General features: G+C 57.0%; 24 protein-coding genes. 19 read left to right on the plus strand and 5 right to left on the minus strand.

Features of this window, described 5'->3' with window-relative positions:
- Window positions 1-28: 28 nt before the first annotated feature.
- The 4 genes from RT120_RS09170 to tusA form a co-directional block, all read right to left on the minus strand.
- On the minus strand, window positions 29-1,315 hold the full coding sequence (locus tag RT120_RS09170; RefSeq protein ID WP_312982002.1) for a TRAP transporter large permease: 1,287 nt from the start codon (window positions 1,313-1,315) through the stop codon (window positions 29-31).
- 10 nt (window positions 1,316-1,325) lie between these two features.
- Window positions 1,326-1,835, minus strand: a complete 510-nt coding sequence (locus RT120_RS09175; RefSeq protein ID WP_312982003.1) for a TRAP transporter small permease — start codon at window positions 1,833-1,835, stop codon at window positions 1,326-1,328.
- A gap of 42 nt (window positions 1,836-1,877) precedes the next feature.
- Complete coding sequence (locus tag RT120_RS09180) at window positions 1,878-2,855, minus strand: TRAP transporter substrate-binding protein (protein WP_312982004.1); 978 nt, start codon at window positions 2,853-2,855, stop codon at window positions 1,878-1,880.
- Window positions 2,856-3,042: 187 nt separating this feature from the next.
- Window positions 3,043-3,288, minus strand: a complete 246-nt coding sequence (gene tusA, locus RT120_RS09185) for a sulfurtransferase TusA (protein WP_125292627.1) — start codon at window positions 3,286-3,288, stop codon at window positions 3,043-3,045.
- A 171-nt stretch (window positions 3,289-3,459) separates the two neighbouring features.
- On the opposite strand from tusA, the gene RT120_RS09190 reads away from it, so the two are divergent.
- The 4 genes from RT120_RS09190 to RT120_RS09205 all read left to right on the plus strand — a co-directional run bounded on the left by RT120_RS09190 (window position 3,460) and on the right by RT120_RS09205 (window position 6,408).
- A complete protein-coding gene (locus RT120_RS09190) occupies window positions 3,460-4,125 on the plus strand; it encodes a 7-cyano-7-deazaguanine/7-aminomethyl-7-deazaguanine transporter (protein WP_312982005.1) in 666 nt (221 codons plus the stop codon).
- 71 nt (window positions 4,126-4,196) lie between these two features.
- Entirely contained in the window at window positions 4,197-4,754 is a 558-nt protein-coding gene (locus tag RT120_RS09195; protein ID WP_125292629.1) for a DcrB family lipoprotein, read from the plus strand.
- Window positions 4,755-5,018: 264 nt separating this feature from the next.
- Window positions 5,019-5,723, plus strand: a complete 705-nt coding sequence (locus RT120_RS09200; protein ID WP_312982007.1) for a hypothetical protein — start codon at window positions 5,019-5,021, stop codon at window positions 5,721-5,723.
- A gap of 205 nt (window positions 5,724-5,928) precedes the next feature.
- On the plus strand, window positions 5,929-6,408 hold the full coding sequence (locus RT120_RS09205) for a type VI secretion system tube protein TssD (RefSeq protein WP_312982008.1): 480 nt from the start codon (window positions 5,929-5,931) through the stop codon (window positions 6,406-6,408).
- Between the two features lie 143 nt (window positions 6,409-6,551).
- Here RT120_RS09205 and RT120_RS09210 read toward each other — a convergent pair whose 3' ends face one another.
- Window positions 6,552-7,760, minus strand: coding sequence for an MFS transporter (locus RT120_RS09210; protein WP_312982010.1), 1,209 nt, complete (start codon window positions 7,758-7,760; stop codon window positions 6,552-6,554).
- Window positions 7,761-7,959: 199 nt separating this feature from the next.
- On the opposite strand from RT120_RS09210, the gene RT120_RS09215 reads away from it, so the two are divergent.
- From RT120_RS09215 to RT120_RS09285, 15 genes are all read left to right on the plus strand, one after another.
- Window positions 7,960-9,009, plus strand: a complete 1,050-nt coding sequence (locus RT120_RS09215; RefSeq protein ID WP_312982076.1) for an AI-2E family transporter — start codon at window positions 7,960-7,962, stop codon at window positions 9,007-9,009.
- Window positions 9,010-9,515: 506 nt separating this feature from the next.
- Window positions 9,516-9,905 (plus strand): hypothetical protein, encoded by a 390-nt coding sequence (locus RT120_RS09220; RefSeq protein WP_312982012.1) that lies wholly within the window; start codon window positions 9,516-9,518, stop codon window positions 9,903-9,905.
- Window positions 9,906-9,973: 68 nt separating this feature from the next.
- On the plus strand, window positions 9,974-11,044 hold the full coding sequence (locus tag RT120_RS09225; RefSeq protein ID WP_312982013.1) for a methyltransferase: 1,071 nt from the start codon (window positions 9,974-9,976) through the stop codon (window positions 11,042-11,044).
- 50 nt (window positions 11,045-11,094) lie between these two features.
- Window positions 11,095-11,817: a beta-ketoacyl synthase chain length factor gene (locus tag RT120_RS09230; protein WP_312982015.1), complete on the plus strand. Its 723-nt coding sequence runs from the start codon at window positions 11,095-11,097 to the stop codon at window positions 11,815-11,817.
- Window positions 11,796-12,632: a lysophospholipid acyltransferase family protein gene (locus tag RT120_RS09235; protein ID WP_409515036.1), complete on the plus strand. Its 837-nt coding sequence runs from the start codon at window positions 11,796-11,798 to the stop codon at window positions 12,630-12,632. The genes RT120_RS09230 and RT120_RS09235 overlap by 22 nt, the downstream gene beginning before the upstream one ends.
- Complete coding sequence (locus tag RT120_RS09240; RefSeq protein ID WP_125292640.1) at window positions 12,613-12,870, plus strand: phosphopantetheine-binding protein; 258 nt, start codon at window positions 12,613-12,615, stop codon at window positions 12,868-12,870. Before RT120_RS09235 ends, RT120_RS09240 begins: the two co-directional genes overlap by 20 nt.
- A gap of 13 nt (window positions 12,871-12,883) precedes the next feature.
- The gene (locus RT120_RS09245; RefSeq protein WP_312982019.1) at window positions 12,884-13,135 is read left to right on the plus strand and encodes an acyl carrier protein; all 252 of its coding nucleotides are present in this window, start codon (window positions 12,884-12,886) and stop codon (window positions 13,133-13,135) included.
- A 3-nt stretch (window positions 13,136-13,138) separates the two neighbouring features.
- Window positions 13,139-13,729: a hypothetical protein gene (locus RT120_RS09250; protein ID WP_312982021.1), complete on the plus strand. Its 591-nt coding sequence runs from the start codon at window positions 13,139-13,141 to the stop codon at window positions 13,727-13,729.
- A complete protein-coding gene (locus tag RT120_RS09255; protein WP_312982022.1) occupies window positions 13,726-15,084 on the plus strand; it encodes an AMP-dependent synthetase in 1,359 nt (452 codons plus the stop codon). The genes RT120_RS09250 and RT120_RS09255 overlap by 4 nt, the downstream gene beginning before the upstream one ends.
- The gene (locus RT120_RS09260; RefSeq protein ID WP_312982024.1) at window positions 15,071-15,424 is read left to right on the plus strand and encodes a hydroxymyristoyl-ACP dehydratase; all 354 of its coding nucleotides are present in this window, start codon (window positions 15,071-15,073) and stop codon (window positions 15,422-15,424) included. The genes RT120_RS09255 and RT120_RS09260 overlap by 14 nt, the downstream gene beginning before the upstream one ends.
- Window positions 15,415-17,121 (plus strand): glycosyltransferase, encoded by a 1,707-nt coding sequence (locus RT120_RS09265; protein WP_312982026.1) that lies wholly within the window; start codon window positions 15,415-15,417, stop codon window positions 17,119-17,121. The genes RT120_RS09260 and RT120_RS09265 overlap by 10 nt, the downstream gene beginning before the upstream one ends.
- A gap of 3 nt (window positions 17,122-17,124) precedes the next feature.
- Entirely contained in the window at window positions 17,125-17,547 is a 423-nt protein-coding gene (locus tag RT120_RS09270) for an acyl-CoA thioesterase (protein WP_002436590.1), read from the plus strand.
- Window positions 17,544-18,146, plus strand: a complete 603-nt coding sequence (locus RT120_RS09275) for an outer membrane lipoprotein carrier protein LolA (protein WP_312982028.1) — start codon at window positions 17,544-17,546, stop codon at window positions 18,144-18,146. The genes RT120_RS09270 and RT120_RS09275 overlap by 4 nt, the downstream gene beginning before the upstream one ends.
- Window positions 18,118-20,442: an MMPL family transporter gene (locus tag RT120_RS09280; RefSeq protein ID WP_312982030.1), complete on the plus strand. Its 2,325-nt coding sequence runs from the start codon at window positions 18,118-18,120 to the stop codon at window positions 20,440-20,442. Before RT120_RS09275 ends, RT120_RS09280 begins: the two co-directional genes overlap by 29 nt.
- Window positions 20,439-21,017, plus strand: coding sequence for a DUF3261 domain-containing protein (locus RT120_RS09285; protein ID WP_312982033.1), 579 nt, complete (start codon window positions 20,439-20,441; stop codon window positions 21,015-21,017). Before RT120_RS09280 ends, RT120_RS09285 begins: the two co-directional genes overlap by 4 nt.
- The last annotated feature ends 1 nt before the right edge of the window (window position 21,018 follow it).

The following is a 21,018-nucleotide window of genomic DNA, read 5'->3' on the forward strand; positions in this document are numbered from 1 at the left end:
CCACAGCGACCGGGCTCCGATTAACGAATCACATCATCCCTAATATTCCGGGCAACCACAGCGATATCGCCGGGACGTAAGTCACCAGCGCCAACACCACCAGCAGCGTGGCATAGAACGGCAGCATTGCGCGCACCACGTCCTCGATTTTGCGCTTACTGACGGCGCTCGCCACGAACAGCACCGAGCCTACCGGCGGAGTGATCAAGCCAATACCCAGGTTCACCATCATGATCATCCCGAAATGCACCGGGTCGATCCCCAGCATATTGGTCACCGGCAGCAGCACCGGCGTCAGGATCAGGATCAGAGGCGCCATGTCCATCAGCGTACCCACCAGCAGCAGCATCACGTTCAGGTACATCAGGATGACGTATTTGTTATCCGACAGCGAGGTGAAGAACTCGGTGATGCGCATCGGCAGTTGCATATAGGTCATCACCGCGCCAAATGCCGCCGCGAAACCGATAAGGATCATCACGATGGTCACCGTTTTCACGGTGCGGAACATCAGCTTTGGCAACTCGTTCCACTTGTAATCGCGGTAGATAAACATGGTCACGAAGAACGACCATAAGCAGGCCACCGCCGCGGATTCCGTTGCCGTGAACACACCCGTGAGAATGCCGCCCATGATGATGACCACAGTCATCAGGCCCCACAGCGCGTCGAAGAAAATCTTCAGCGCCTGTTTGAACGGAATGCGCTCGCCTTTCGGGTAGCCGCGTCGGTGGGCGAAGCCCATGCACAGTACCATCAGGCTGACACCCAACAACAGGCCTGGCAGCACGCCCGCGATAAACAACGACGCGATCGACACCGTACCGCCCGCCGCAAGCGAGTAAATCACCGAGTTATGGCTGGGCGGGATCAGAATCGCCTGTACCGAGCCGCTGGCGGTAACCGCCGCCGCGTATTCGCGCGGATAACCTTTTTTCTCCATTTCCGGGATCATCACGCTGCCGATGGAAGCGGTATCCGCCACCGAGGAACCGGAAATTGCGCCGAAAAAGGTCGAGGCGACGATATTCACCAGCGACAACCCGCCGCGAATAAAGCCCACAAAGATATAGGCGAAGTTCACCAGACGGCGTGCGATACCGCCTTCCGCCATGATTGCCCCCGCCAGAATAAAAAACGGGATCGCCAGCAGGCTGAATTTATTCACGCCGCTGGTGATTTGAATCATGATTGCTTCCAGCGGCAGATCGATATACAGCGCCCCAACCACGGCGCTCAGACCTACCGCAAAGGCCACCGGCATGCCGACCGCCAATAATACGCCCAACGTACAAAGTAAAACGAACGCGTCCATGAGGCCCCCGTTAACCGTGATTGCCGATAAGCACTACCGGACGATTCTCCTGGGAACCGAACAACAGCCGCTCAATAACGAAAAGAATAATGATCGCCGAGCCTATCGGCAGTGGCAGGTAACTTTCACCGGAGGTCAAAATGGGGAATTCCGCCACCGGCTGTTCCCAGAGTTCAATGCACAGCAACGCGCTGTACCAGAACATAATCCCGGAAATAGTCAGCATCAACAGATCCACCAGTTTGGCGCACAGGCGCTGCATCGCCGGTGGAATACGGTCAGTCAACATGTTGACCGCAATATGCGAGTTAGCGCGATAGCTCACCGCAGCCCCCACAAAGCTGAACGTCACCATGCAGATAATTGCGATGGGCTCCGGCCAGGATTCACCACGGTTCAACACGTAGCGGGAAAAGATGCCAATCGGGATGACAATCGTCATCAGCAGCAGCGAAAACCCGGCCACAAACATGGCGAACAAATACAGGCGATCCATCCACTTTATATATAAAGAGGTCATAAATACTCCGGGAATATGCGCCGGGCTAGCCGGCGCCTGAGATCACTGTACGTCTGCTATCGCTTTCATCAGATCCTGATGCTTATCGCCAAACTGGGCGCGCACCGGCTCTGTGGCTTTAACGAAAACAGCTTTGTCGATGTCGTGGAATTGTACGCCGCCCGCTTTCATTTTCTCCAGCGCCTGGGCGTTATAGGCGTCCCAGAGTTTGCGCTGTTCCATCTGGGCTTCGCGGGCCAGGGTCAAGATTTTTTGCTGCTGATCGGCGTTGAGCTTGTCCCATTTCACTTTGGAATAGAGCAGCATTTCCGGGGTGATAAAGTGGCCGCTCAGGGTATAGTTTTTAGCGACCGGCATGTAGTTGTGGGCGATAAAGGTCGGCGGATTGTTTTCCGCGCCGTCGATAACGCCGGTTTGCATGCCGCTATACACTTCACTCACGCCCATCGCGACGGAGTTGGCACCCATATCTTTCAATGTGGCCAACGCCACCGGGCTACCCTGAACGCGGATTTTCATCCCTTTCAGGTCTTCCGGCTTCACCACCGGTTTCACGGTGATCAGGTTACGCGTGCCGGAATCCATCCAGCCCAGGAACACCAGTTTCGATTTCGGGTTATTAGTCAGTTTCTCACCGATTTGTTTGCCGATATCGCCGTCGATCACTTTGTGCATATGATCTTCATCGCGGAAGACATACGGCAGCGTAAAGACTTCGATATCTGGCAGGATAGCGGCAACCGGGGCCATTGAGACGCGAATAATATCGATAGCGCCCATTTGTGCCTGCTCAATCATCTGCTTCTCATCGCCCAGCACGCCGCCAGGAAACACTTTGATTTCAAGATCGCCGTTGGTTTGTTGTTTGAGCTTTTCACCCATGTTTTGCACGGCCACCACGTTGGGATAACCCTGCGGGTGGACGTCGGCGGCTTTTATGGTCTGCGCCAGTACGGTTGGTGCGAATAACGCGGTGGAGAGGCACAGGCCGGCCAAAACCGGTATCAGAGTCTTTTTCATCGGGTCAGCTCCAGAAGGTACGTATGTAAGAGGTAAAACGTTGTTTTGATTTTCCGCTTATAAACTAGCCGAAGATGTTAAAAGACGTGGTGAAGCACTTCACAAAAGTAGCAAAATATGAAACAGGGGTTTAAAGAGAATGCACCAAGGGTTCAGCGCAGAGTTTTATGCCTCTGCGCACAAACAATCAGTGTTTTTTACGAAGTAAATAGCGGTACGGCAGAGCTTCCGTTTGCGATGCGATCAGATCGTGCTCCATAAAACGGCAAAATCCTGGGATATCGCGCGTGGTGGCCGGGTCATCAGCGATGACCAGCAGCGTTTCGCCTGTTTGCATGCCGCGCACGGTTTTGCGCACCATCATCACCGGCTCAGGGCAACGCAGCCCCTGGGCATCCAGGGTATGATCGGGATGGTTAAAAAGGTCGGTCATGGTTATCTCGGGGAAAGGTAAAAACGGCACTAGTTTACCCGGGGATTTAGTCGGTGCAAGCCAGGTTAACGATTGCGTTAAAATTAACCATTGCAAAGATAAGCTGAAGCAGTATGATGCGGCGGTTTTGATTCTGGGTTCCCTCACCCCATCCGACAAAAAGGTCACAATATGACGACGTTTACATCACGCCAGCGCCGCAATGCGCTTATCTGGCTATCGCTGTTTCATTTGCTGGTCATTACGTCCAGTAACTACCTGGTGCAGCTACCGATCACCATTTTCGGTTTTCACACCACCTGGGGCGCGTTCAGCTTTCCCTTTATCTTCCTGGCTACCGACCTGACCGTGCGGATTTTTGGCGCGCCGTTAGCGCGACGCATCATCTTTGCGGTGATGATCCCGGCGCTGGCGATTTCCTACGGCATCTCCTCGCTGTTTTATATGGGAAGCTGGCAGGGATTCGAGGCATTAGCCCACTTCAATCTGTTCGTGGCGCGTATCGCAACGGCAAGCTTTATGGCCTACGCGCTGGGGCAAATCCTTGATGTGCATGTGTTTAACCGCCTGCGCAAAAACCGCCGCTGGTGGCTGGCCCCGACCGCATCGACCCTTTTCGGCAACGTCAGCGACACCCTCGCGTTCTTCTTTATCGCCTTCTGGCGCAGCCCGGACGCCTTTATGGCGGAGCACTGGGTAGAAATCGCGCTGGTGGATTACTGCTTCAAAGTACTTATCAGCATCGTGTTCTTCCTGCCGATGTACGGCGTACTGCTGAATATGCTGTTGAAAAAACTGGCAGATAAATCTGATTTCGCGCGGTTCCAGCCGGGTTGACGGTCGCCAGGAATTCTTGTGATAAGATGCGGAGCAAGGTCACTTGACCGTTATCGTAAAGGAAGAATTCAATGCGCAATCTGGTTAAATATGTCGGGATTGGCCTGCTGGTGATGGGGCTGGCGGCCTGCGACAACAATGACAGCAGCAAGCCGGCGGAAGGCGCCGCAGCCGAAAGCAATGCGGCAGCTCAGCAGGTCACTCTGCTGGACGGCAAGCTGAGTTTTTCGCTGCCGGCGGATATGACGGATCAGAGCGGGAAGCTGGGCACCCAGGCCAACAATATGCACGTTTATTCTGACGCTACCGGGCAGAAAGCGGTAATTGTGATTGTCGGCGACGACACTACCGAAGGGCTGGATGTGCTGGCGAAACGCCTTGAAGATCAGCAACGCAGCCGCGACCCACAGTTGCAGGTTGTGACCAATAAATCCATTGAAGTTAAAGGCCATACCTTACAGCAGCTGGACAGCATTATTTCCGCCAAAGGCCAGACCGCGTACTCGTCTGTGGTGCTGGGTAAAGTGGATAACAAACTGCTGACCCTGCAAATCACCCTGCCAGCAGATAACCAGCAGCAGGCTCAGGCAACGGCTGAAAACATTATTAATACCCTGGAAGTGAAGTAAGGCGATTCGCTTTCGTGGAAAAAGCCTGCCAGTGAAAACCGGCAGGCTTTTTTATTTGATGAAGTGATGGGCGCAGCAAGATTTAAATCAATAGTTTAATCCAGACCAGGCCACAATTACTGTCTCTTTTGTGCTCCTCGATTAATTTTCCCTTCCCCTTAGACACTTCAGTTATTACATCCTGCAATACTGGTTGGACAAAATTTCCCAAACCTAAATTTTCAACGTATATTCGTATAACCTCATTCCTCATATGGATACGTTATGCAGGCATCTGATTATTTAAAGATGAAGTTCCAGAGCGACCGGCAATTGGCTATTTATGGACAGCAAGGCGTTGCTGGAACGTGGAAGGCGTTAAAAGGGATCGGTTCTGATATTTACTCAGGAATGGAGCGTGTAAGCTGGTATTCATCGTGCTTATTCCCCGGCTATCACGATGTGTGCGATGAGCTTCTTTCAGAAGAAAAGAGAATGTATCTCTCAATAGTGTCTATTTACCGGTATCGTGATGTAATAGCACAAATGCTCTATCTTTATTTTGTCAGTATTTTAAACGATTCTGAAAATAGAAATGAACAAAATCGCGTTCGCAAAACGGATTCCAAAGTAACAGGGCTAGTTAAAAACATCCCGGCAAGCAAGACTGCACGTTTAGCGATAGCATTGGCGCTGGCTAAATCTCTTTCAGCATCGGGTCTACTCTCAGATGTTGTCGTCGAACGGCTTGCACGACGCGTACCTACCGCTGTCATGGCGCTTCAATTGATTGGCTCGGACCAGAAGTGCGCTCTTGCTGCCCGTCACCTGAAAACATTAGATCCGAAGTATTACGCTATCCTGTATGGCGCACAGCTGGAGATGCTTTACTACTTTGTTGAGCCGTTCCTGTCGGATCTGATAAATAAAGTACAAATGGGATTCTATCAGGATTTCGATGCAATTTATGACGACTTAAAGGGCAAGTGACATGTTTAAGAGCCTGCTATCAATCCTATTTACGGATATTTTATTCCCCGTTTATATTTTTGCGTGCGCCTCTTTATTCCTGTGGCTGATGCCTGACCATTGGGTGTTATTAACATTCATTGCAATCGTCGTATTTATTATTGTTCATCCGATAATTTTCGGCCGCTTTGATAAATATGATTAAATTTTATAAAAAGGAAATTTTATGTCAAACCCGGCTTATTTACTTCTAACCGATGAAAACGGTTCTCCCATGATTGGCCCCTCCCTTGTGATCGGGCGTGAAGGTACCATTGAATTAAAGTCGTTCACTCACAATGTCAACATTCCCGTCGATGGAAATACCGGAAAATTGACGGGTACTCGCATACATATGCCTGTTATGTTTCAGAAGGAGTTTGACCGTGTAACCCCGCTTTTATTTCGCGCGCTGAGTACAGGCAGAACACTAAAATCAGCCATCATAAAGATGTACCAAATAAATGAGGCTGGTTTAGAGCAGGAGTATTTTAATATCATCCTGGAGGGTGTGAAAATAACCTCTATCACACCAGACCTGTATCCAGGTGCAGGCACTGGCACACACCTTGAGACGGTTCTTATGCGCTACGAGAAAATCACCTGGAAGCATTGCGATGGAAACGTCATTTACAGCGACGCCTGGAATGAGTGGGCAACGTATTAAAGCGCCATAACAAGCACTCAGGGCGACGTTCTGCCCTGAGCTACGTTATGCCACCTCATTATATCTGGAACATGGGCAACTATTCGCAGTGCCAGCAGGCATCGGTTGTAGAACTGCTGGCAAGAGAATGAATGCCAGTGACCCTAAAGGTTCGCGCCAGCGCCTGAATGGCGGGATGACGCCCGCAGCGTAAACGTCAACCCTGCCGCCAGCGCCACCAGCCCCGCCGTCGCCAGATAAATACTCGAGACCCCCGCCCAGGCCATCAGCAAGCCTGCCAGCGGGCCGGTGATGCCCAGCGACATATCCATAAACACCGTATAGGTCGCCAGCGCGCTGCCCTGGTTTTGCGCCGGCACGGCTTTTACCGCCACCACGCCCAGCGCCGGGAACACCAGCGAGAAACCCGCGCCGGTTAAGAAGGTGCCCAGTTTCGCCATCCACGGGCTGAACGCCATGCCCACCAGCAGCAGGCCGACAATCTCAACGGCAAAGCAAACCAGCGCCACGTTTAATCCGCCAAAGCGGTTGATGCCGTTGGGGAACAGCAGACGTGTGCCGACAAAGGCCGCGCTGAACAGCGTTAAGGCAAACGCGGCATCATCCCAGCCCTTCGCGTCGTAAAACAGCGTGATAAAAGTAGCGATAACGCCGAAACCCGCCGAACCCAGCGCCAGCGCCATGCCGTACAGCCAAACCTTGCCCAGCACGGCCCGGAACGGCAGCGGCTTGCCTTTGCTGGCGTTGACGGGTTTGCGCGGCAAGGCGCACAGAATAGCCACCAGCGCGATGGCCATAATCACCCCGGCCAGCAGCTTCATGCCGCCAAAATGGAAAATCCACACCCCGAGCGGTGCGCCAATCGCCATCGCGCCATAAGTAACAATCCCGTTCCAGGAAATCACCCGGCCAATATGCAGCGAACCCACAACGCCCACGCCCCACAGCGTCGATCCGGTCCCGGCGAAACTTTGCCCAATGCCCAAAATAAGCCGCCCGGCGCACAGCAGGATCAGGCTTAACAGTGCGGCCTCGGTATTCAGCCCGGCAAGAAAATAACCCAATCCGCTAAGAAAACAGCCGCAAAGCCCAAAAATAACAATTTTCTTCGGCCCGAACAGATCGGCATAGCGCCCGGCGTAAGGACGGCTTAACAACGTGGCTAAATACTGGAGGCTGATCACCAGCCCGGCCCAGAAGGCGCTGAAGCCCATCACATCATGGACATAGCCTGGCAGGACGGCCAACGGCAGGCCGATGGTGAGATAGCTGGCAAAATTGAAAATAGCGACAGAAACGATGCGCAGATTTAAACGCAATCCACTTATTGCCGGTTCAGCGGCTTCGGGCATGACAATCACCGGAATTGTAAAACGAGGGTTCAGTATAACCCTGATAGCGTAACGCTTCACACCCACCACTTTCGGAGCGATCTACTCCATCACCTTATACGTCACGCACTACACTTTATCCGTCGCCCTGTTAATTGCAGATCCCCTGCGTTGGGCGAATCAAGGACTTCCCACGCAGATGGTAAAAATGAATCCAAAAATAACGACTCCCCCAACCGATAAAGTCGGTTTGCATATGCTGCAAAAACTGGCGGCGCTGGTGATCATTCTCGCGGGTATTCACGCCGCCGCCGATATCTTAGTGCCTATGCTACTGGCGCTTTTTTTCGCTATCGTTCTTAACCCGTTAGTCACCTGGTTTTTGCGCCGGGGTTTTAATCGCACCATGTCGATCACCATTGTGGTGATGGTGATGCTGATTGGCCTGACGCTGCTGTTCGGCGTGCTGGCGGCCTCGCTCAACGAATTTATCGCGCTGTTGCCTAAATACAATAAAGAACTCACGCGTAAGCTGCTTAGTTTGCAGGAGTTTTTTCCGTTTCTGAATCTGCATATCTCACCGGAGCGGATGTTAAAACGCATGGATTCAGAAAAGGTGATGACCTTCGCTACCGCGCTGATGACCCAGCTTTCCGGGGCGATGGCCAGCATTGTGCTGTTGGTGATGACAGTCGTGTTTATGTTGTTTGAGGTACGCCATGTGCCGTACAAACTGCGTTTCGCCCTGTCTAATCCGCAAATCCATATTGCTGGTCTGCACCGCGCGCTAAAAGGGGTGAGCCATTATCTGGCATTGAAGACGTTAATCAGCCTGTGGACCGGGGTCATTATCTGGCTGGGGCTGGAATTAATGGGTATCCAGTTTGCCCTGATGTGGGGGGTGCTGGGCTTTTTGCTCAACTACATACCGAATATCGGTTCGGTGATTTCCGCTATTCCGCCGATGATCCAGGCGCTGCTGTTTAATGGCTTCTACGAATTTATGCTGGTGGGTTCGCTGTTCCTGGTGGTGCATATGGTGCTGGGCAATATGGTGGAACCGCGCATGATGGGCCACCGGCTGGGCATGTCGACGCTGGTGGTGTTCCTGTCGTTGTTGTTCTGGGGATGGCTGCTGGGGCCTGTGGGAATGCTGTTGTCGGTGCCGTTAACCAGCGTATGCAAAATCTGGATGGAAACCACAGTCGGCGGCAGTAAAGTCGCGGTACTGCTGGGGCCAGGCAGGCCCAAAAGTCGGCTACCCGGATAAGTTACCTACCTGTGTTGGTAGCTGAACAATAACGCGCCAGGAAATAAACTTGGCGCGTTATATTTTTATGGGATAAAAAATTACCCTGACTTAAATCCACCGCAATTTTGTTCTGTAAAACGAGACTTCTTTATTGGTAGCGATCGGGTTTTACGGCGTTAAACTCTGAATTTTTATGAGTATTATCGCTTGCCCTTAACCAAACGGTGGTTATTTCACTTAAGAATGTCCTTATGCCAGACAAAATATTGCGTCATGTTTTTTGTTAATTTACCATCACACCTCTTCAGGTTAATCGAAATGAATGAGCAGAAGGAACAGCGAAAACCAACACGGATGAAAAAATCATTATTTTTAATGACCTATAAAAGCTAACCCATCTGTTTTCGTTGTCCATTACACAGTTTCACCGACTGGTCTTTGTGAGCCAGCAAATCATTTTTGCCCGATGCGCTTCAACGCGTTGGGTAATTGGGTTGTATTGATGAAACGTCTATGGAGATCGTATGAAGAAAATCGTTAAGCTTTTAACCGCTATTGCTTTCGCTGGCGCGCTGGCTGGGTGTGCAAACACCGCACCGGTTCAACAGGTCAACGCCACCGTGGCGGGCAAACACACCGCTGAACAGGTACGCACCGCGATCCTGAAAGCGGGCGTTCAGCGCAAGTGGGTGATGACCGACGCGGGCGCGGGTTTGATCAAAGGCCGTCTGCAGGCGCGCGACCATGTCGCTGAAGTACGTATTCCTTACTCTGCTAATAGTTACTCCATTATTTATGACAGCAGCATGAACCTGAAAGCCGCCGACGGTAAAATTCACAAGAATTACAACCGTTGGGTCAACAACCTGAACCAGGATATTCAGATCAATCTGTCCGCTGGCGCGAACCTGTAATTTCAATGAATTAACAACCGGCCCTTTCCGGCCGGTTTTTTTGTTTACCTCTGGTTAAGGAACGCACCGTGCGTCATCACTACGATCGGGATACACTCTCCGCGCTGGACGCTATTACCGAAGCGCAACGCATCGCCTTTGCGCCGATGTTATTTCAAACGGCGGTGATATTACGCGACAGCGGCATCCTCGGTTTTCTGGATAAACAGGGAAAAGCGGGAGCCACATTAGAAAATATCGAAGAAAATTGTACTCTCGATAAATATGCGGTTAGCGTACTGCTGGATATGGGGTTAAGCGGCCGTATTATCACCCAACAAAATGAGCATTATCTCATCGCTAAGGTCGGACATTTCTTACTTCACGACCCGATGACCCGCGTGAATATGGATTTCACCCGTGATGTTTGTTATCAAGGGCTGTTTTTTCTCCAGGATGCGCTGCGCAGCGGTAAACCGGAAGGGCTAAAAGTTTTTGGCGACTGGCCGACAATCTATCCAGCCCTGTCGCAATTACCTGAACCGGCGCGCAGCAGTTGGTTCGCCTTCGATCACTATTATTCTGACGCGGCTTTTAACGCGGCACTGCCGCATGTCTTTGAGCTGGCACCGAAAAAACTGTACGACGTGGGCGGAAATACCGGCAAGTGGGCGATTCGCTGCTGCCGTTATAACCCGGCGGTGAATGTCACTATTCTGGATTTGCCGCAGCAAATCGCGCTGGCGCAGGAAAATATCGCGGCCAATGGCCTGAGCGATCGCATTGATTTTCATCCGGTGGATATGCTCAGCGACGCGCCATTACCTGACGAGGCCGACGTCTGGTGGATGAGCCAGTTCCTCGACTGCTTCTCCGCCGAACAGATCGTTGCCCTGCTGGGGAACATCGCCAAAGTCATGAAACCCGGTGCCCGCGTGTGCATCATGGAGCTTTTCTGGGATGCGCAAAAATTTGAAGCCGCCGCATTCAGCCTGAACGCATCATCGCTCTATTTCACCACGATGGCGAATGGCAACAGTCGTTTTTATAGCGTCGCCACCTTTATCAAACTGGTGGGGCAGGCAGGGTTTGAGATTGAACAACGGCTCGACGATCTGGGCGTTGGGCATACGCTGTTGGTGTGCCGCAAAAAAGCGTAACGGGCGGCGTAGCTGCTTAATCAGAAACAAAAAGCGCGGAAAGCGTGTAGATGAAATTTTCACTTAACATCATTGACTGGCAAGCCAGAGCACCGGGGCTCAGCGATGCCGCAGACTGGCGCGCATGGGCGCAACAGGATCGGGAAATCGATCCGGCGTCCCCGTATGCCAAACCCAGCGAATTGCCGATGATGACCAGCCGCCGTCTTAACTCAGGCAGCCGCCTGGCGGTGGACAGCGGCCTGGCGATGCTGCGTCGCCACGCGCCGGATGCGGTGCTGTTTACCAGCCGCCACGGCGAGCTGGAGCGTAATCTGCGCATTCTCGAGGCCATTGCCACCGCGCAACCCCTCTCGCCCACCGATTTCGCCATGTCAGTGCATAACTCGTCGGTAGGCAACCTGACCATCACCGCGAAACAGCCGCTGCCGTCGTCGTCACTTTCCGCCGGCCAGGACACGTTCCAGCAAGGGCTGATTGAAGCGCTGACGCTATTCCAGGCGGGCTATCAACGGGTGCTGATGGTGGACTTCGACGGTCTGCTGCCCGCGTTTTATCACCCTCACCTGCCCGCTAACATGCCCACCTGGGCATGGTCGCTGGCGCTGGTGCTGGAAGCGGGCGCGGATTTACATTGCGAAACCCACGCCCACACCCTGCACCGTGAAGCGCCGCTGCCGCAGGGATTACAGTTCCTGCGCGGCTGGCTGAAAGACGACGCGGCGTTCAGCGTGGACGGCGAGCGCACCGACTGGCGGTGGAGCAAATCATGAATCGCATCCTGGCGCAGGTGAACTGGCTGTGGCGTCTGGTGATGACCGGCGTTTGCTTCGCGCTGTTCGGCCTCGGCGGGCTGCTGCTCTCCGTGGTGTGGTTCAACCTGTTGCTGCTGGTGCAGCGTAACCCGGAAAAGCGCCGCCGTCTGGCGCGCCGCAGCATCGCGGCCAGCTTCCGGTTTTTCCTGCGCGCGGCGCGGGCGGTGGGCGTGCTGGACTACCGCATCGAAGGCAAATCCGTGCTGGATAACGAGCGCGGCTGCCTGGTGGTGGCTAATCACCCGACGCTGATTGATTACGTGCTGATCGCCTCGGTGATGCCGGAAACCGACTGTCTGGTGAAGAACGCCCTGCTGAAAAACCCGTTTCTCGGCGGCGTGGTGCGCGCGGCGGATTATCTGATTAACGACCAGGCGGATGCGCTGCTGCCCGCCTGCCGCGAACGGCTTGGCCGCGGCGAAACCGTGCTGATTTTCCCGGAAGGCACCCGTACCGTGCCCGGCCAGCCGCTGACGCTCCAGCGCGGCGCGGCCAATATCGCGGTGCGTTGCCACAGCGACTTACGGGTGGTGCACATCCTTTGCAGCGAAAACCTGCTGGACAAGCACAGCCGCTGGTATGACGTTCCGCCCCGCAAACCGCTGTTCGAGGTGGTGGTGCGCGAGCGTATTCATACCCAACACTTTTACGATCCGATGTTGGATCAGGAGCCCGCGCTGGCGGCTCGCAAACTTAATCGACACCTTTTGCACCAATTAACACCAGGCCTGACGCCTGGCCCAGGAAACAACGATGCAAGCGCTCTACTCTGAAATCAAAAATCTGATTATCACCACCCTGAACCTCGACGAACTGTCCGCCGACGATATCGACGCCGACGCGCCGCTGTTTGGCGACGGTCTGGGTCTCGATTCCATCGACGCGCTGGAATTAGGGCTGGCCGTGAAAACCCAGTATGGCGTGGTGCTTTCCGCCGAAAGCGAAGAGATGCGCCAGCATTTCTATTCCGTCGCCACGCTGGCTGCTTTCATTGATTCTCAACGCGCCTGAAGACGAGCACGATATGGTTGATAAACACGCGATTTACCAGGAAGTGTCTACACTTCTGACCCAGCTTTTCGAAATCCCCGCCGAGGATATCTCCCCTGAGGCGCGCCTGTACGAAGATCTGGAACTCGACAGCATCGACGCCGTGGACATGGTGGTGCATCTGCAAAAGAAAACCGGCAAGAAAATCAAACCGGAAACGTTCAAAACAGTGCGTACCGTTCAGGACGTGGTGGACGCGGTTGAGCGTCTACTGAACGACGAGTAACCGATGCTGCACGCTGCCCTCACGGTCGCGCGGCGTCTGACGCAGCCGGCCATCGCCCTGGTGATGGTCGCCTGGCCGTTCATTATCTGGTTCGGCATCACGCATCACGCCCTCGCCTGGCTGCTGCCGGTGATGGTGCTGCTGCTGTTGATCCGCCTGCGCCAGGCGCGGTTGCGCGGCGGCCCGCTGCGGCTGATCGCCAAAGGCGTCGCCCTGACCGGCGTCGTGCTGTGCGTGGCGAGCCTGGTACTGCGCAGCCATCACCTGCTGCTGTGGTATCCGGTGGTGGTGAATACGCTGCTGCTGGGCATGTTTGGCGCGTCGCTGTGGAGCAACATGCCGCTGGTGGAGCGTATCGCCCGCCTCAGAGAACCGGACCTGCCGCCTGCGGGTGTGCGCTACACCCGGCGCGTCACCCAGGTCTGGTGCGGCTTTTTTATTATTAATGGCGGTGTTGCGGCCTTTACCTGCTGGTACGGCGACACCGATCTCTGGACGTTGTGGAACGGCATGATCGCCTATCTGCTGATGGGCGCTTTAATGGCGGGGGAATGGCTGGTGCGCCAACGCGTGATCCAGCGGGACGTATCATGATAAGCACCTTACCTCTGGGGCAGTGGCTGAGCACGCAGCGCCCCGACGACACGCCCGTCGCCTGGCTGGGCGACCACACCTGGACGCTGGGCCAGATGCGCCACGACGTGGCAACGCTCACCCACCATCTACGGGCGCAGCCCGGCGCACGCTGGGCGCTGTGCTTTGAAGACAGCTATCTGTTTATCGTGGCGCTGCTCGGCGCGCTGCACGCGGGCAAAACGCCGGTGATCCCCGGCCACAGCCGCCTGTCGCTGCTGGACGAACAGCGGGAATTATTCCACGGGGTATTGAGCGACCGCACCCTCGGCTGGAACGGCCCGATGGTGGTCGTGGCCTCGGCAAAACGCGCGTCCGGGGCGATCGACCTGCCGGCGATCGATCCCGACAGTTTCGTGGAGATCTTCACGTCAGGATCGACCGGCACGCCGCGCCGGGTAATCAAACCCATCGCGTCACTTGACCGCGAAGCCGCGCTGCTGGCGGAACGCTTCGCTGAACGGCTGGCGGGCTGCCGGATTGTCGCCTCGGTGGTGCCACAGCATCTTTACGGCCTGACGTTCCGCATCTTCCTGCCGATGTCCCTCGGTTTACCGCTGCACGCCGCCATGACTTATTACGCGGAGCAACTGTCGGCGCTGCCCGCGACGCACCGCTATGGCTTTATCAGCAGCCCGGCATTTTTAAAGCGCCTCGACCACACCCTGACGCCGCCGCCGATTGCCCTGATTGTCTCCGCAGGCGGTATGCTGCCCTGGGGCGATGTGGTGCAAACGCGGGCCTGGGCCGACGTGACCCCGGATGAAATTTACGGCAGCACCGAAACCGGCATTCTGGCCTGGCGCTACCGCGCCGAAGATGACACGCCCTGGCTGCCTTTTGCCGGGATGCGCTTTGAGCTGGAAAACGACGCCTGGCGGGCGTTCTCCCCGCTGATCCCCGATCCCGCCGGGCTGCTGCTTGACGATAATCTGGCCTTTGAAGACAACGGCCTGTTTCGCCTGCATGGTCGGCGGGGCCGGGTGGTGAAAATCGAAGAAAAACGCATTTCGCTGTGCGAAGTGGAACAACGGCTGCTGGCGCTGGACGGCATCGTTGAGGCCGCCGCTCTGCCCATCACTCGCAACGGTCGCCAGGGCATCGGCGTGCTGGTGGTGGTAGATGATACCACCCGCGCCCATCTTAACGCTGCCGCAGGCAAACAGCTTGAGCTGGCCTGGCGTAAAGCGCTGATCCCCTGGCTGGAGCCGGTGGCGATCCCGCGCTACTGGCGGGTGATCGACACAATCCCGGTGAACAGCATGAATAAACGCGTCTATGCGCAACTGCAGGAGTTTTTCCATGACCCCGCATGAAATTGCCCGCACGCGGCTTTCTCCCCATCGCTGGGAGCTTCACTTGCGCCTCGACCCGGCGCTGTTCTGGTTTAAAGGCCACTTCGCCGTGCAGCCGCTGCTGCCGGGCGTGGCGCAGCTCGACTGGGTGATGCATTACGCCCGGGAACTGCTGGCCCCGGAGGCCCGGTTCCACAAGATCGTCAATGTGAAATTTCAGGCCCCACTGCTGCCGGAAAATGAGCTGTGCTTAACCCTCGACTGGCAGCCGGAGCGCCACACGCTCTCTTTTAGCTATCAGCGTTTGTGCGGTGAGCAACGTCTGCCTGCCAGCAGCGGGAAAATCCGCTTATGCCCGTAAGCAACGCGTTCTCGCCCTGTGTGGTGATCCCCTGCTACAACCACGGCGCAATGATGCCGCAGGTGCTGGCACGCCTCGCGCCGTTCGGTTTGCCCTGCATCGTGGTGGACGATGGCAGCGATGCCGCCACCCAGCAGGCGCTGACGCAATTACAGGCCGATTTCCCGGCGCTGATGCTGGTGCGGCTGGCACAAAACGCCGGTAAAGGCGCGGCGGTGATCCGCGGGCTGGAAGTGGCCCACGATGCCGGATACAGCCATGCGGTTCAGGTGGACGCCGACGGGCAGCACGCCATCGAAGATATCCCGCAGTTTCTGGCTGAGGCCGAACGCCACCCCGAGGCGCTGATTTCCGGCCAACCAATTTATGACGACTCTATCCCCCGCTCGCGCCTGTATGGCCGCTGGGTCACGCATGTGTGGGTGTGGATTGAAACCCTGTCCCTGAGCCTGAAAGACAGCATGTGCGGGTTTCGCGTCTACCCGGTCGCGCCGACGCTGGCGCTGGCGCAGCATATCGCCCTCGGCAGGCGCATGGATTTTGATACCGAAGTAATGGTGCGCCTCTACTGGCGCGGCCACCCGAGCTATTTCATCCCGACCCGCGTCACCTACCCGCAGGACGGGCTGTCGCATTTTGACGCCCTGCGCGACAACCTGCGCATCTCCTGGATGCACACCCGGCTGTTCTTCGGCATGCTGCCGCGCGCGCCGGGCCTGGTGATGCGCAAGCGCCGCCAGCACTGGGCGCGCACCGAAGAGGTGAAGGGCCTGCTGGGGATGCGCATCATGCTGACCGTCTGGCGCTTGCTGGGACGCGGCGCATTTGAGCTGCTGCTGCGCCCGGTCGTCGGCGTTTATTGGTTGCTGGCCCATGACGCGCGACGCGCCTCGCAGCAGTGGATCGACACGGTGACACAGCAGCGGGCCGCGCAGCAGATCCAGGACCACCCGCGCCTGAGCAGCTACCGCCACTTTTTGCGCTTCGGCAGCGCGATGCTCGATAAAGTCGCCAGCTGGCGCGGCGAACTACAGCTCGGTAAGCAGGTCGTTTTTGCGCAGGGCGCAGAAGCGGCGCTGGATATTACCGGGCCGGACGGCAAGCTGATCCTCGCCTCGCATCTTGGCGATGTGGAAGCCTGCCGGGCGCTGGCCCAGCGTAGCGGCGCGCGCACCGTCAATGCGCTGGTGTTTACCGATAACGCCCGGCGCTTTAAGCAGATTATGGAAGAGATGGCCCCGCAGGCGGGCGTCAACCTGATCCCGGTCAGCCATATCGGGCCGGACACCGCGATGCTGCTAAAAGAGAAACTCGATGCCGGTGAATGGGTGGCGATTGTCGGCGACCGCATCGCGGTTAATCCGCAGCGCGGCGGCGACTGGCGGGTGATCTGGAGCCGCTTTATGGGCCGCCCCGCGCCGTTCCCACAAGGGCCGTTTATCCTGGCCTCGGCGCTGCGCTGCCCGGTGGTGTTGCTGTTCGCGCTGCGTGAACAGGGCCGTCTGGTGCTGCACTGCGAGCCGTTTGCCGACCCGCTGACGCTGCCGCGCGCGACCCGCCAGCAGGCGTTGCAGGAGACGGTGGATCGCTATGCGGCGCGCCTTGAGCATTACGCCCTGCGCTCGCCGCTCGACTGGTTTAATTTTTTCGATTTCTGGCAGTTGCCCGACGCGGCGCGCCATGAAGATAAGGAGTAACAGGTGCTGAACGATCCGCGTTTTACCGCCGAGGTTGAGCTGACCATCCCGTTTCACGATGTCGATATGATGGGCGTGGCGTGGCACGGCAACTATTTCCGCTATTTCGAAGTGGCCCGCGAGGCGCTGCTGAATCAGTTTGATTACGGCTACCGCCAGATGAAAGCGTCCGGCTATCTGTGGCCGGTGGTCGATACCCGTGTGAAATACCGCGATGTGCTGACTTTTGAGCAGCGCATCCGGGTGCGGGCGCGCATCGAGGAGTTTGAGAACCGCCTGCGCATCGGCTATGAAATTTTCGACGCCGCCACCGGCAAACGCACCACCACCGGCTACACCATCCAGGTGGCGGTGGAAGAAGCCACCCGCGAACTTTGCTTTGTGAGCCCCGCTATTCTTTTCGAACGTATGGGAGTGACGCCATGAGAGCCCTGGCCCTTGTCCTGTTATTACTCAGCCCGCTGGTGCACGCCGTCACGCTGGATACCCTGCAACAGCGTTTTACCGCCCAACCGGTGGTGCGCGCGCACTTTGTTCAAGAGCGGCAGATTAAAGATATGCCCCAGCCGCTGCGCTCCTCTGGCGAGATGATCATCGCCCGGGACAACGGCCTGCTGTGGCAGCAAACCGCGCCGTTCCCGATGACGCTGATGCTTAACGATAGCCAGATGGTACAGGTGATCAACGGCCAGGCGCCGCAGGTGATCACCGCGCAAACCAACCCGCAGATGTTCCAGTTTAACCACCTGCTGCGCGCCCTGTTCCAGGCTGACCGCAAGGTGCTGGAGCAGAATTTCCGGCTCGATTTCCAGGACAAAGGCAATAACGCGTGGCAACTGGTGTTAACGCCGATCACCACGCCGCTGGATAAAATCTTCGCCACCATCACGCTGAACGGCAGCGACTATCTGGACGCCATCCAGTTAGACGACAAACAGGGTGATAAAACCCACATTACCTTCAGCCAACACCGCCTGACGCCAGCGACCCTGACCGATGACGAACGCCAACGTTTTGCATTCTAAGCCCCGGCGCAGCGGCGCGCTGGTCTGGCTGGCGGTTTGCCTGGTATTAGCGGCAACGCTGGCGGCGCTGCTGCCCGGCGCGCGGATCAACAGTTCGGTGCTGGCGCTGCTGCCGAGCCAGAGCCTGGGGGCAGTGCCGCCAGCGCTTAACGACGGCTTTATGCAGCGCCTCGACCAGCAACTGGTGTGGATGGTCAGCCCCGGCAAACAGGCCGATCCCTCTGTCGCCCAACGCTATCTGGATTTGTTGCGTCAGCAACCCGCGCTGGCGAAAGTCGGCGGCCCGGTGGATGCCGCCGCGCAGCAGGCGTGGGGCGAGTTTTTCTTTACGCACCGCAACGGCAGCCTCGACAGCGCGACCCGCGCCCGGTTGCAGGACGGCGGCAACGCCCAGGCGCAGTGGATTTTATCCCAGGTCTATTCGGCATTTTCCGGTGTCAGCGGCAAGGAGCTACAGCACGATCCGCTGATGCTGGTGCGCGGCGCGCAAATGAATCTGGCGCAAAACGCCAGCCACCTGCGGCTACTCAACGGCTGGCTGGTGGCCCAGGATGCGCAAGGGAACAATTGGTATCTGCTGCACGGCGAGCTGGCCGGTTCATCGTTCGATATGCAGCAAACCCACCGGATGGTGGAAACGCTGAACGCGCTGCAAACCAAACTGAAAAGCGAATTCCCGCAGGCGCAGGTGCTGTCGCGCGGCACGCTGTTCTACAGCGATTATGCCAGCCAGCAGGCGAAGCACGATGTCTCGACCCTCGGCGTCGCCACGGTGCTGGGCGTGATTTTGCTGATCGTCGCGGTGTTCCGCTCGGTGACGCCGCTGCTGCTGTGCCTGCTGTCGGTGGGCGTCGGCGCGCTGGCGGGCAGCGTGTCGGTATTGATGGTGTTCGGCGAACTGCATTTAATGACCCTGGTGATGAGCATGAGCATCATCGGCATCTCGGCGGATTACACGCTCTACTATCTGACCGAACGCATGGTGCACGGTGCGGAGATGTCGCCGTGGCAAAGCCTCACCAAAGTGCGCAACGCGCTGCTGCTGGCGCTGCTCACCACCGTGGCAGCCTATTTGATCATGATGCTCGCGCCGTTTCCCGGCATCCGCCAGATGGCGCTGTTCGCGGCGGCGGGTCTGAGCGCCTCGTGCCTGACGGTGATTTTCTGGCATCCGTGGCTGTGCCGCCGTTTACCGGTGCGTCCGGTGCCGGGCATGGTATGGCTAATGCGCTGGCTGGCGGCCTGGCGGCGCAACAATGCACTGCGCATTGGGTTGCCGGTGGCGCTGGTGGCGGTCTCCATCGCCGGGTTTAGCCTGTTGAAAGTTAATGATGATATCGCCCAACTCCAGGCGCTGCCCGCCGATATTCTGGCCCAGGAAAAAACCATCACCGCGCTGACCGGCCAGGGCGTCGACCAGAAGTGGTTCGTGGTGTACGGCGATACCCCTGAGCAGACGCTCCAGCGCCTCGAAGCCTTTACGCCAGCGCTGGCGCAGGCCAAAGAGCAGAGGCTGATTGAGAGCTGGCGGCAGATCCCGCTCAACTCCCTCGCCCGCCAGCAGCAGGATGTGGCGCTGATTGGACAGAGCGTGCCGACCGTACGCCAGGTGCTGAGCCAGGCGGGCATTACGTTGAATGAACCGGATACCCGCCCGATGCCAGTTACGCCGGAGCAGTGGCTGAACAGCCCGGTGAGCGAAGGCTGGCGGCTGATGTGGATCACCCTGAAAGATGGCCAGAGCGGCGTACTGGTGCCGGTCAACGGCGTGAAGGCCAGCGATGCGCTGAATCAACTGGCGGAGCAGGCCACGGGCGTAGTGTGGGTCGATCGCAAAGCCAGTTTCGACAGTCTGTTCGCGCTGTACCGCACCCTGCTGGGCGGCTTGCTGGGCGTGGCGCTGGTGGTGATTGCCATCGGCGCGGTGGCGCGGCTTGGCCTGCGCAAAGGCGCGATAAGCCTGGTACCGTCGCTGCTGTCGCTCACCACCGGCCTTGCGGTGCTGGCGTTTACCGGCCACAGTCTGAACCTGTTTTCCCTGCTGGCGCTGGTGCTGGTATTAGGGATCGGGATTAATTACACGCTGTTTTTCAGCAATCCGCGCGGCACGCCGCTGACCTCGCTGCTCGCCGTCACCGTGGCGATGATCACTGCGCTGTTGACCCTCGGGATGTTGGTGTTCAGCAGTACCCAGGCGATCGCCAGCTTTGGGATTGTCTTGTGCAGCGGGATTTTCACCGCCTTCGTGCTATCGCCGCTGGCGATGCCGGACCGAAAAGAGAGAAAGAAACGATGAAGCAGACACTCTGGCGCGCGGGCTTGTTGCTGGCGGCGCTGTGGCTCGCGGGTTGCAGCCACTCCACGCCAACAGAAACACGCCCTAAAGCCTGGCTGAAGCCGGGGGTACAGGTGACGCTACCACCGCCGGGCATCACCCCGGCGGTAAGTTCTCAACAATTGCTGACCGGTAGCTTTAACGGGCAAACCCAATCGCTGCTGGTGTTGCTCAACGCCGATGAGCAAAAGCTCTCGCTGGCCGGGCTGTCATCGGTGGGCATCCGCCTGTTTTTGTTGACCTATGATAAAGCGGGCATCCATACCGAGCAGTCAATTGTGGTGCCGCAACTGCCGCCTGCCAGCCAGGTGCTGGCGGACGTGATGCTGAGCCACTGGCCGCTCGCCGCCTGGCAAACCCAGTTGCCGAAAGGCTGGACGCTGCGTGATATCAACGATCGCCGTGAACTGCGCGACGGCAGCGGCAACTTGGTGACGGAAATCACCTACCTGCTGCGCAAAGGCAAACGTGAGCCGATCAGCATTGAGCAGCACGTGTTCCATTACCACATCACCATTCAATATCTTGGTGACTGAT

This window comes from Atlantibacter sp. (genome assembly GCF_032062175.1).
In the GTDB taxonomy this organism is placed as follows: Bacteria; Pseudomonadota; Gammaproteobacteria; order Enterobacterales; family Enterobacteriaceae; genus Atlantibacter.

Excerpts from the sequence above, each read along its gene's own strand:
- RT120_RS09170 (WP_312982002.1), bottom strand. The coding sequence starts at position 1,315 with ATGGACGCGTTCGTTTTACTTTGTACGTTGGGCGTATTATTGGCGGTC.
- RT120_RS09175 (WP_312982003.1), bottom strand. The coding sequence starts at position 1,835 with ATGACCTCTTTATATATAAAGTGGATGGATCGCCTGTATTTGTTCGCC.
- RT120_RS09180 (WP_312982004.1), bottom strand. The coding sequence starts at position 2,855 with ATGAAAAAGACTCTGATACCGGTTTTGGCCGGCCTGTGCCTCTCCACC.
- tusA (WP_125292627.1), bottom strand. The coding sequence starts at position 3,288 with ATGACCGACCTTTTTAACCATCCCGATCATACCCTGGATGCCCAGGGG.
- RT120_RS09190 (WP_312982005.1), top strand. The coding sequence starts at position 3,460 with ATGACGACGTTTACATCACGCCAGCGCCGCAATGCGCTTATCTGGCTA.
- RT120_RS09195 (WP_125292629.1), top strand. The coding sequence starts at position 4,197 with ATGCGCAATCTGGTTAAATATGTCGGGATTGGCCTGCTGGTGATGGGG.
- RT120_RS09200 (WP_312982007.1), top strand. The coding sequence starts at position 5,019 with ATGCAGGCATCTGATTATTTAAAGATGAAGTTCCAGAGCGACCGGCAA.
- RT120_RS09205 (WP_312982008.1), top strand. The coding sequence starts at position 5,929 with ATGTCAAACCCGGCTTATTTACTTCTAACCGATGAAAACGGTTCTCCC.
- RT120_RS09210 (WP_312982010.1), bottom strand. The coding sequence starts at position 7,760 with ATGCCCGAAGCCGCTGAACCGGCAATAAGTGGATTGCGTTTAAATCTG.
- RT120_RS09220 (WP_312982012.1), top strand. The coding sequence starts at position 9,516 with ATGAAGAAAATCGTTAAGCTTTTAACCGCTATTGCTTTCGCTGGCGCG.
- RT120_RS09230 (WP_312982015.1), top strand. The coding sequence starts at position 11,095 with ATGAAATTTTCACTTAACATCATTGACTGGCAAGCCAGAGCACCGGGG.
- RT120_RS09240 (WP_125292640.1), top strand. The coding sequence starts at position 12,613 with ATGCAAGCGCTCTACTCTGAAATCAAAAATCTGATTATCACCACCCTG.
- RT120_RS09245 (WP_312982019.1), top strand. The coding sequence starts at position 12,884 with ATGGTTGATAAACACGCGATTTACCAGGAAGTGTCTACACTTCTGACC.
- RT120_RS09250 (WP_312982021.1), top strand. The coding sequence starts at position 13,139 with ATGCTGCACGCTGCCCTCACGGTCGCGCGGCGTCTGACGCAGCCGGCC.
- RT120_RS09255 (WP_312982022.1), top strand. The coding sequence starts at position 13,726 with ATGATAAGCACCTTACCTCTGGGGCAGTGGCTGAGCACGCAGCGCCCC.
- RT120_RS09260 (WP_312982024.1), top strand. The coding sequence starts at position 15,071 with ATGACCCCGCATGAAATTGCCCGCACGCGGCTTTCTCCCCATCGCTGG.
- RT120_RS09265 (WP_312982026.1), top strand. The coding sequence starts at position 15,415 with ATGCCCGTAAGCAACGCGTTCTCGCCCTGTGTGGTGATCCCCTGCTAC.
- RT120_RS09275 (WP_312982028.1), top strand. The coding sequence starts at position 17,544 with ATGAGAGCCCTGGCCCTTGTCCTGTTATTACTCAGCCCGCTGGTGCAC.
- RT120_RS09280 (WP_312982030.1), top strand. The coding sequence starts at position 18,118 with ATGACGAACGCCAACGTTTTGCATTCTAAGCCCCGGCGCAGCGGCGCG.
- RT120_RS09285 (WP_312982033.1), top strand. The coding sequence starts at position 20,439 with ATGAAGCAGACACTCTGGCGCGCGGGCTTGTTGCTGGCGGCGCTGTGG.